This is a genomic window from Rhodococcus sp. YH1 (assembly GCF_009939605.1).
Classification (GTDB): Bacteria; Actinomycetota; Actinomycetes; order Mycobacteriales; family Mycobacteriaceae; genus Rhodococcus; species Rhodococcus aetherivorans.
Window position 1 is genome coordinate 1 of sequence record NZ_WVTE01000091.1, and the last position, 8902, is coordinate 8902.

The following is an 8902-nucleotide window of genomic DNA, read 5'->3' on the forward strand; positions in this document are numbered from 1 at the left end:
GCGGGAGCTGTTGGCGGTGCGGCCGCGCACGATCCCGACGAACTCCTCGACCAGATCGGTGGTCCGCTCCGAAAGCCACACCAGGCCCACCTGCGACTGCGGGGCATCGGTCACCGGCCGGTACGTCAGATCCTTGCGGTGGTACAGCCGGGCCAGCGACTGCGGCACGACCAGCACCCCCACCTCGGAGGCGACGTACGACACGGCCGTCTCCGTCGTGGCCGGGCGCTCGAACGCCGCCTCTCCCGGCAGGCGCGCCCAGTCCAGCACGTCGTCGCGCGGATGCAGCACCGTTTCCTCCGCGAGATCGGCGACGCTCAGTTCGTCGACGGCCGCGACGGCATGCTCCTCGGGTACCACCACCACCGATACCTCGGTGTAGAGATTGATCACCGACAGCCCCTCGCGCGGCAGCGGCAGCCGCAGCACCGCCGCGTCGACCGTGCCGTCGCGCACCGCGGCCTCGCCGTCGGCGGCGTCCACGGGCACCAGCTCGAGGGGGACGTCGGGTATCCGCTCCGCCCACACCCGCACCCATTTCGCGGGGGTGACCCCGGGGACGTAGGCCAGCCGGAACACCGGGGCGGACTCTTCGCTCACCCGCTCAGGCTAGCGGCCCGTGCGTCCAGCGTCCGCCGAGCATCGTGCCCCACACCGGCATCGCGGCCAGCTCCGCACCGGAGCGGGGCAGCGTGTCCGCGTCGAGCACCACCAGGTCGGCGACGTCGCCGACGGCGACGCGGGCACGACCACCGGTGGACGCGGCCAGCGCCACCTGCAGGTCCAGTTCGTGCTCGCGGTGCCAGACCCGGCCGTCGGGCAGCGTGCGGTCGATCGCGGCGGCCAGCGTCCGCCACGGATCCAGGGGCGCGACCGGCGCGTCGGAGCCCAGTACCAGCCGCGCCCCGGCCGCGTGCAGCGTCCCGTACGGGAAGGCGCGGTGCGTGCGGCCGGGCCAGTACCGTTCGGCCAGGTCCACGTCGTCGTACACGTGCGCCGGCTGGATGCTCGCCGTCACACCCGACCGGGCGAACCGCGGGAAGTCGCGCTCGGCCACGAACTGGGCGTGCTCGACGCTGCCGCGCGCCCCGGTGGCGGCGAACGCGTCGAGCACGTGCTCGCAGGCGTGGTCACCGATCGCGTGGATCGCGCTCTCGACCCCGTGTTCGTGGGCGTGGCGCATCAGCGGCTCGAGCCGTTCCGGCGGCACCGACAACACCCCGTGCCCGCCGTCGGGATACGGGTCGTGACAGTAGGCGGTGCGGGTGCCGAGCGATCCGTCGACGATCACCTTCAGCGGACCCACCGTCGCCAGCCCCGCGGTGCCGGGTACCACGTCGCCGGTGCGCATGCCCGCCGCGATCGCCGCGTCCAGCCACCGGGGCCAGATCCCGCACCGCACACGCAGGTGCCGCGTCCCGGCGCCGATGCGGCGCCTCCACGCGGCGAGAGTGTCCGCGATCTCGAAGTCGACGACGCCCACCACGCCGCGGGCGGCGGCCGCCCGGGCCGCGGAGTCCACGAGGCGATCGCGCACCTCGGGGTCGACGCGCTGGATCTCGTTCATCAGCGGCATGAACTCGGTTTCCCGCAGCAGCCCCGTGGGATGTGGATACAGCGAGAAACGCTGTAGCGCAGCAGTATTGAACCAGGCGCTGTGCAGGTCCGCGCTGAACGCGACGACCGGCCGGGCGGGGGCGATCGCATCGAGCGCCGCAGCGGTGGGCGTGTCCGGCCACAGCCCGTCGCGGAAACCGTGCGCGACCACGACGGGGGCGGGGTCACCGGCCAGGCGGGCGGCCACCAGCGCGACCGCGTGCGCGGCCGACGTCGCGCCCGACAGGTCGAGCGCGGCCTGCGCGAGGGTCCACTGGTCGAAGTGCACGTGCGCGTCCCACAGGCCCGGCAGCACCAGTCGCCCGCCGGCGTCGACGACCTCGGTGCTGCCCGCGATGTCACCGCCGATGCGGCCGCCGGTGATCGGCAGGTCGACCGGGCCGGCACCGGGCGCCGTGCGGGCGCCACGCAGGACGAGGGACGGCGGCACCGCTCAGCCCTCGACGATCTCGAACTCGTCGAACACCACCTCGCCGGCCGCGTCGGACTCGGCGAGGTTCACCTCGCCGAGCAGCGCCCAGCCGTGGTCCCCGGCGGGGTCGGCCAGGGTCTGCCGGACCCGCCACAGATCCTTCTCCTCGACCACGGTGAACAGCTGCGGGCCCCGCGCGTCGGGGCCGGTGCCGATCTCGTCGTACTCCTCGAAGTACAACTCGAGCAGGTCGGCCCAGTCCTGGGCCTCGAGCCCGTCGCCCAGCTCGGCGAGCTCGTTCCACCGTCGCCGCGACGCCAGTTCCACCCGCTTGAACATCGCATTGCGCACCATCACCTTGAACGCCCGCGTGTTCGCCGAGATCGGTTTGGGCACATCCGCGCCGAATGCCACCTGCTGATCGTCGGATTCGACGCCGGGGTTGGTGAGCGACTCCCACTCGTCGAGCAGGCTCGAATCGACCTGGCGGATCAGCTCGCCCAGCCACTCGGTGAGGTCTTCGAGTTCCTCGGTGCGGGCCGCGTCCGGAACCGTCTGGCGCAGCGCCCGGTAGGCGTCCGCGAGGTAGCGCAGCACCAGTCCCTCCGAACGGGTCAGGCCGTAGTGACCGACCAGTTCGGCGAACGTCATGGCCTTCTCGACCATGTCCCGCACCACCGACTTGGGGGACAGCGGGAACTCCGAGACCCACGGATGCCCGGCGCGGTACGTCTCGAACGCCGGCTCGAGGAGTTCCGCCAGCGGCTTCGGCCAGGTGATCTCCTCGAGCAGCTCCATGCGCTCCTCGTACTCGATGCCGTCGGCCTTCATCTGCTGCACGGCCTCACCGCGCGCGGCGTGCTGCTGCGCCATGAGGATCTGCCGCGGATCGTCGAGCGTGGACTCGATCACCGACACCACGTCCAGCGCATAGGTGGGGGAGTCGATGTCGAGCAGCTCGATCGCGGCGAGCGCGAACGGCGACAGCGGCTGGTTCAGCGCGAAGTCGCGCTGCAGGTCCACGGTCAGCCGCGCCGTCCGGCCGAACTCGTCGGGCTCGTCGAGCTGCTGCACCACCCCGGCCTGCACCAGCCCCCGGTACAGCGAGATCGCCTTGAGGATGTGCCGGCGCTGGGCGGGGCGCGCTTCGTGGTTGTCCTCGAGCAGATGGCGCATCGCCTCGAAACAGCTGCCGGGGCGGGCGATCACGTTCAGCAGCATCGAATTGCTCACGGAGAACCGCGAAGTGAGCGGCTCGGGGGATGCGGCGACGAGCTTGTCGAACGTGCCCTCGCCCCACGAGACGAATCCCTCGGGCGGCTTCTTGCGCTGCACCTTGCGGCGCTTCTTCGGGTCGTCACCGGCCTTGGCGAGGGCCCGCACGTTCTCGATCTCGTGCTCGGGCGCCTGCACCACGACGGTGCCCATCGTGTCGAATCCGGCACGGCCGGCGCGGCCGGCGATCTGATGGAACTCGCGGGCCTTGAGCTGCCGGGTCCGGGTGCCGTCGAACTTCGTCAGGCCGGTCAGCAGCACCGTCCGGATCGGCACGTTGATGCCCACCCCGAGGGTGTCGGTCCCGCAGATGACCTTCAGCAGCCCGTCCTGGGCCAGCCGCTCGACGAGCCGCCGGTACTTCGGCAGCATCCCGGCGTGGTGCACGCCGATGCCGTGCCGCACCAGCCGCGACAGCGTCTTGCCGAAGCCGGTGGAGAACCGGAACGCGCCGATCGCCTCGGCGATCGCGTCCTTCTCCTCGCGCGAGCACATGCTCACGCTGGTCAGGGCCTGCGCCCGCTCCAGTGCGGCGGCCTGGGTGAAGTGGACGACGTAGACGGGGGCCTGGTGCGTGGTGACCAGTTCCTCGATCTCTTCGCCGATCGGCTTCTGGGAGTAGGTGAACGACAGCGGCACCGGCCGCTCGGAGCCGGACACCTCGGTGGTGGTGCGGCCGGTGCGCCGGGTCAGGTCCTTCTTCAGGAAGGTGACGTCGCCGAGGGTCGCCGACATCAACAGGAACTGCGCGCGGGGCAGTTCCACGAGGGGCACCTGCCACGCCCACCCGCGGTCCGGCTCCGAGTAGAAGTGGAACTCGTCCATCACCACCTGGCCGATGTCCGAGCCGGCGCCCTCCCGCAGCGCCAGATTGGCGACGATCTCGGCGGTGGCGCAGATGATCGGGGCACCGGGGTTCACCGAGGCGTCGCCGGTCATCATCCCGACCCGATCGGCTCCGAACACCTCGCACAACGCGAAGAACTTCTCGCTGACCAGCGCCTTGATCGGGGCCGTGTAGAAGGTGCGCGTACCGGTGGCCAGGGCGAAGAAGTGCGCGCCGAGCGCCACCATCGACTTGCCCGACCCGGTGGGCGTCGCGAGGATCACGTTCGACCCGGAGACCAGCTCCAGCAGCGCCTCCTCCTGCGCCGGATACAGCGAGAGGCCGCGCCCGGTCGTGAAGGTGGTGAAGGCGTCGAACAGCGAGTCCTCGTCGACGATGTCGGGGGTCAGATCCGGAAGCAGCACCGCTCCAGGCTAGTTGTTGGCGCCGTGACCGCGCCGACGCGCCGTGTGCGGCAGGCCGGCGCGCGGCGGCCGACGGGTCCTGCCGCCCGCGCCGGTCTCGACGGCTGCACCTGCCGGAGCGGGCCGACGGCGACGTGCGACGGCGTTCGAGGACTCGGCGTGGGGGGTCGTGGGCGGCGGGTCGCTCAGGTGGCGCTGCGTTCGTCGGCGCCCATCGCGCCGAGCACGGCCCTGCGGGTGGCCGGACCGCCCGTGATCTGGTTCTCGCTGACGCCGTTGATCAGCAACTCGCGCCAGCGTTGCTCGTCGAACACGAGGGGTGCGGTCGAGTCGAGGAACTCCTCGACGACCCGCAGGAACCGGATGGGGTCGTCCCGGAACGGGAAATGGCCGGCGCCGCGGAAGACGTCGAGCCGGGAGTTGGGCATCGCCGAATGCGCCAGGTAACCGTGACTGACCGGGATCACGCTGTCGTGATCTCCCCAGATCAGCTGCACGGGCAGGTTCTCGGTCAGGTAACAGCGGTCGAGCATCGTCACCACCTGGCCGCGCCAGTCCACGACGGCCCGCAGCGTGCGCAGGAACGCCTCGTACGCGGTGGGATCGGGCAATCCGCTCAGGACCCGGATCAGATCCGAGGTGTCGTGCAGGAAGGGGCCGGGCCGCAGCGGCGTGTCGTGCAACTGTCCGAGCAGGCCGCCGGCGATGCGTACCGCGGGCAGGGCGCCGGGCAGCCGCAGTAGCTTGAGGACCTCGCTCAGGCCGGGCATGGACAGCAGGCGCAGCGCCGGGTGGACGTCCTTGGTGACGCCGCCGGCCGAGACCAGGATGAGCCGGTCGACCATCTGCGGGAACTGGTACGCGAACTGCATCGCGACGCCGCCGCCGAGGGAGTGCCCGACCACGGTGACGTGCTCGATGTCCAGGACCGAGAGCAGGTCGCGGACGCCGTTGGCGTACGCGGCGACCGAGTAGTCGGCGCGCGGCTTGTCGGAGCGGCCGTGGCCGAGCAGGTCCGGCGCGATGACCGTGTACTTGCGGGCCAGGTGCGGGATGACCTCCTGCCAGGTCGAGGAGTTGTCGCCGATCCCGTGGATCAGCAGCAGCGCGGGGCCCTCGCCGGCGAGCCGGAAGGCGCGACGGTAGCCGTGGATGGTGCGGAAGACCATCCGCGTCTCCGCGTCCGGCACCGGCCGGAGCGTGCGTGTGCGCGGTGTACCCATGTGCGTCTCCTGACCGCCGGTTCCTCGTCTACCTGTGGTGTCCGAGGCGCCGGACCGTCTCCGGCCCGACCCTTCAGCTCAACTCGTCGAACTGAGCGTACTGACTGTATGTGACCTGCACAACGCGAAGTGTAACGAGAGAGTAATGATCCGGGGTCGGACAGGCGGCGATTCGAACCCGGTCAGGCGGAGGGGTCCGCGTCGCCGGGCTGTCCGTTCCCGCCGCGATCCTCGTATTCGGCGAGGAAACGCTCGAACTCGGCACCGATCTCCTCGCCGGTCGGCAGGTTCTCGTCCGTCGGCAGCTGGGCGGCCTGCTGCTCCTGGGCCGCCACATAGCTGTCGTACTGCCGCTCGAGTCCGCGGACCACCGCCTGCACCTCCTCGTTCTGGGCGATGTGCTCGTCGATCTGCTCACGCACCCGTGCGGCGGCCTCGCCGAGCGCGGCCAGCGGCAACCCGAGGCCCCCGGCTTCGGCGACGTTCTCGAGCAAGGTCTCGGCAGCGCCCGGGTACTCGGTCTGCGCCAGGTAGTGGGGCACGTGGACCGAGAACCCCACCGACTCGTGCCCGTGCTGCGCCATCCGCAGCTCGAGCAGCGACGACACCCCCGCCGGCACCTGCAGCTCGCCCGTCCAGCGGTGGTGGTCGGCGATCAGGTCCTTGTTCGTCGAGTGCGCCGTCACGCCCAGCGGACGGGTGTGGGGGATCGCCATCGGGATCGCGCTGATCCCGATCGTGCGCCGGACCCCGAACTGCTCGGCGAGCAGGCGCACCGCCGTGATGAACCGCTCCCATTTCAGGTCCGGTTCCGCGCCGGCCAGTAACAGGAAGGGGGTTCCGGCCGTGTCGATCAGGGCGTACAGGTTGAGTTCGGGGGCGGCGTAGTCGGAGAAGTGATCCGCCTTGAACGTCATGGTCGGCCGCCGGGACCGGTAGTCGATCAGCTCGTCCACGGCGAACGACGCCACGAGTTCGCTTTCGAGGCTCTCGCGCAGGTGCGTGGTGGCGAGCCGCACCGCATGCCCGGCGTCGGCGAACCCCTCGAGACCGTGCACCAGCACGGGGCCCTCGCCGTCGGCAGACGTCAGCTGCGGAGCGGGGAACTCGAGCTCGTACATGCGGGACTGGTCGTCCATGCGAACATCCTCCGTTCGATCCGGGGCGCCGTGATACCGCCGGGTCACCGGCGTGGCATGGTGGAGTTCGAGTCTAGTTGAACTGGTGATCAGCTTCCGCCGGGGCACGACCCCGGCGGGACGCGACAGCGGAGGTCCGGTGGCAACCCACAGCGCAGGAGACGACGTCCGGACGCCGCGCCGCCCCCGGACCCCGCCGGTGCCCTTCCGCCGGCTGGGCGCGACCGTGATCGGGGGCGCGTTGCTGCTCGCCGCCGGGTGCTCGTCGACCGTCGACGGCACGCCACAGCCCGAGCCGGCCGCACTGGCCACGACGGACGAGGCCGGCACCGCGGGCCGGCCCCTCGCCGAACTGCTGCTGCCGCCCGAGCAGTTCCCCGAGCCGTACGACGCGGTGGTGCTACCGCCGCAGGCGGTCGCCCAGGCCGCTCCCGACCTCACCGGAGTCCCGGAGGGGGCCAAGGTGGATCCACCCGGATGCCTGCCGCCGCCGCAGAACTACGGCCCGGACGGGACTGCGATGGTGGTCGGCACGGACAACGACAGCCGGGCCACGATCTCGGTCGAACTCGTCGCTGTCACCGACGACCTGGCCGCCTACCGCGACCGTCTCGTCGAATGTCCCGTCGTCGCGGCGACCCGCCGGGGCGTCACCGCCACGGTGACGACCACGGTCGACCCGTCGGCGCCGCCGGCCGCCGCGGGGGTGGCGACCCTCGCGTTCACCCGCACCGTCCGCTCGGGCGAGGGCCGGGAGGTGGTCACCCAGTCGATGACCAGCCGGATCGCCCAGGTCGACGACGTGCGGGTGCTGGTGACGTACATGTCCTTCGGTGCGGGGCCCGCCGACACCGCCACCCTGGGCCGGGTGTTCGAGGCGAGCGTGGAGCGCGTGCGCGTCGGCTGACGCGGCACGCTACCAGCCGGCACCGACATCGGGCGGCCGGAACTCCTGCGGCCGCAGTACTTGTCCACAACCGGAGCGCTCGTCCCCAGATTCCGCGGATCCGGGTCGCGCGGCCCCCGAGGGCACCGGTCGTCGGGGACAGTCGGCGCATGACCACATCGACTTCCTCGCCCCGGCCGCTGCGACTCACCGATCCGGGGGATCTGATCGCCGCCGTGCCGGCCATGCTCGGCTTCCTGCCCGCACGGTCGCTGATCGTGCTGAGCCTCGCGTCCGATGCCGGCGGGCGCGACGGTGCCCGGTCCGCGACCGTCGGCGCCGTCATGCGCCACGACCTGATCCTGCCGCCCGGCGAGGACGATCCGGTGCCGGCTGCGATGCGCGACGTCTTCGACCGATTCGGTGCGCTCTGCGATCGGGAGGGCGCCGACGCCGTGCTCGTCGTCCTCGTCGACGACCGTCTCGACCACCCCGACGCCCCCGCCGTCGCCGCGGCCTGCCGACTGCTCGACGACTTCGCCGTCCGCCTCGACCGGCGCGGGGTTCGCATCGCCGGAGCGCACGCCGTTTCCGAGGTCGCTTGCGGCAGAACATGGTTTGCGCTCGTCGGCGGTGCGCGCGGGACGGTCCCGGACCCGCAGGCCTCGCCCGTCGCCGCCGCCCGCGTCTTCGAGGGCGGGGCGATCCGGCGGTCCCGCGCCGAACTCGCCGATCTGCTCACCCCGCTGCCGATGCCCGGGCGCATGCAGGTTGCCGACCACATCGACGAGGCGATCGACGCGCGTGACCTCGCCTACGAACTCGCCGTCCGCGCCGGCGGCCGCGACCGCGCCGACCGTCAGGAACTCGAGGCCGTGCTGGCCCACATCGCCCGGCACGACGACGGCGCCGAGCTGCTCGCCCCCGAGCTTGCCGAACTCGCCGTCCTGCTGTCCAATTCGACCGTGCGCGACGCCGTGATGGCCCTCGCGGCGGGCGCCGAGGCCGACACCGCCGAACGGTTGTGGGTCACGCTCACCCGGCGTCTCCCGGACCCGGAACGAGCCGAGGCCGCCGCCCTCGTCGGCTACAGCGCGTA

General features: G+C 71.8%; 7 protein-coding genes. 2 read left to right on the plus strand and 5 right to left on the minus strand.

The window, feature by feature from the left end; genetic code table 11:
- The 5 genes from AIIKEEIJ_RS08975 to AIIKEEIJ_RS08995 form a co-directional block, all read right to left on the minus strand.
- Window positions 1-600 (minus strand): LysR substrate-binding domain-containing protein (locus AIIKEEIJ_RS08975; protein WP_161995486.1); only part of this gene is annotated, 600 nt, incomplete at its 3' end.
- 4 nt (window positions 601-604) lie between these two features.
- Window positions 605-2047, minus strand: coding sequence for an amidohydrolase family protein (locus AIIKEEIJ_RS08980; protein WP_161995487.1), 1443 nt, complete (start codon window positions 2045-2047; stop codon window positions 605-607).
- A gap of 3 nt (window positions 2048-2050) precedes the next feature.
- Window positions 2051-4555, minus strand: coding sequence for a DEAD/DEAH box helicase (locus AIIKEEIJ_RS08985; RefSeq protein ID WP_029543384.1), 2505 nt, complete (start codon window positions 4553-4555; stop codon window positions 2051-2053).
- Between the two features lie 185 nt (window positions 4556-4740).
- On the minus strand, window positions 4741-5778 hold the full coding sequence (locus AIIKEEIJ_RS08990; RefSeq protein WP_006935025.1) for an alpha/beta fold hydrolase: 1038 nt from the start codon (window positions 5776-5778) through the stop codon (window positions 4741-4743).
- A gap of 182 nt (window positions 5779-5960) precedes the next feature.
- Complete coding sequence (locus AIIKEEIJ_RS08995; RefSeq protein WP_006935021.1) at window positions 5961-6917, minus strand: proteasome assembly chaperone family protein; 957 nt, start codon at window positions 6915-6917, stop codon at window positions 5961-5963.
- Window positions 6918-7056: 139 nt separating this feature from the next.
- Here AIIKEEIJ_RS08995 and AIIKEEIJ_RS09000 point away from each other — a divergent pair, with 139 nt between their 5' ends.
- Together AIIKEEIJ_RS09000 and AIIKEEIJ_RS09005 are read left to right on the plus strand one after the other, a co-directional pair.
- A complete protein-coding gene (locus tag AIIKEEIJ_RS09000; RefSeq protein ID WP_065923484.1) occupies window positions 7057-7824 on the plus strand; it encodes a hypothetical protein in 768 nt (255 codons plus the stop codon).
- A 149-nt stretch (window positions 7825-7973) separates the two neighbouring features.
- Window positions 7974-8902: DUF4192 family protein (locus tag AIIKEEIJ_RS09005; protein ID WP_161995488.1), on the plus strand; the 929-nt coding region annotated here is incomplete at its 3' end.

Bases quoted from the DNA above. Each gene is read 5' to 3' on its own strand.
- AIIKEEIJ_RS08995 (WP_006935021.1), bottom strand. From the start codon at position 6,917: ATGGACGACCAGTCCCGCATGTACGAGCTCGAGTTCCCCGCTCCGCAG.
- AIIKEEIJ_RS08990 (WP_006935025.1), bottom strand. From the start codon at position 5,778: ATGGGTACACCGCGCACACGCACGCTCCGGCCGGTGCCGGACGCGGAG.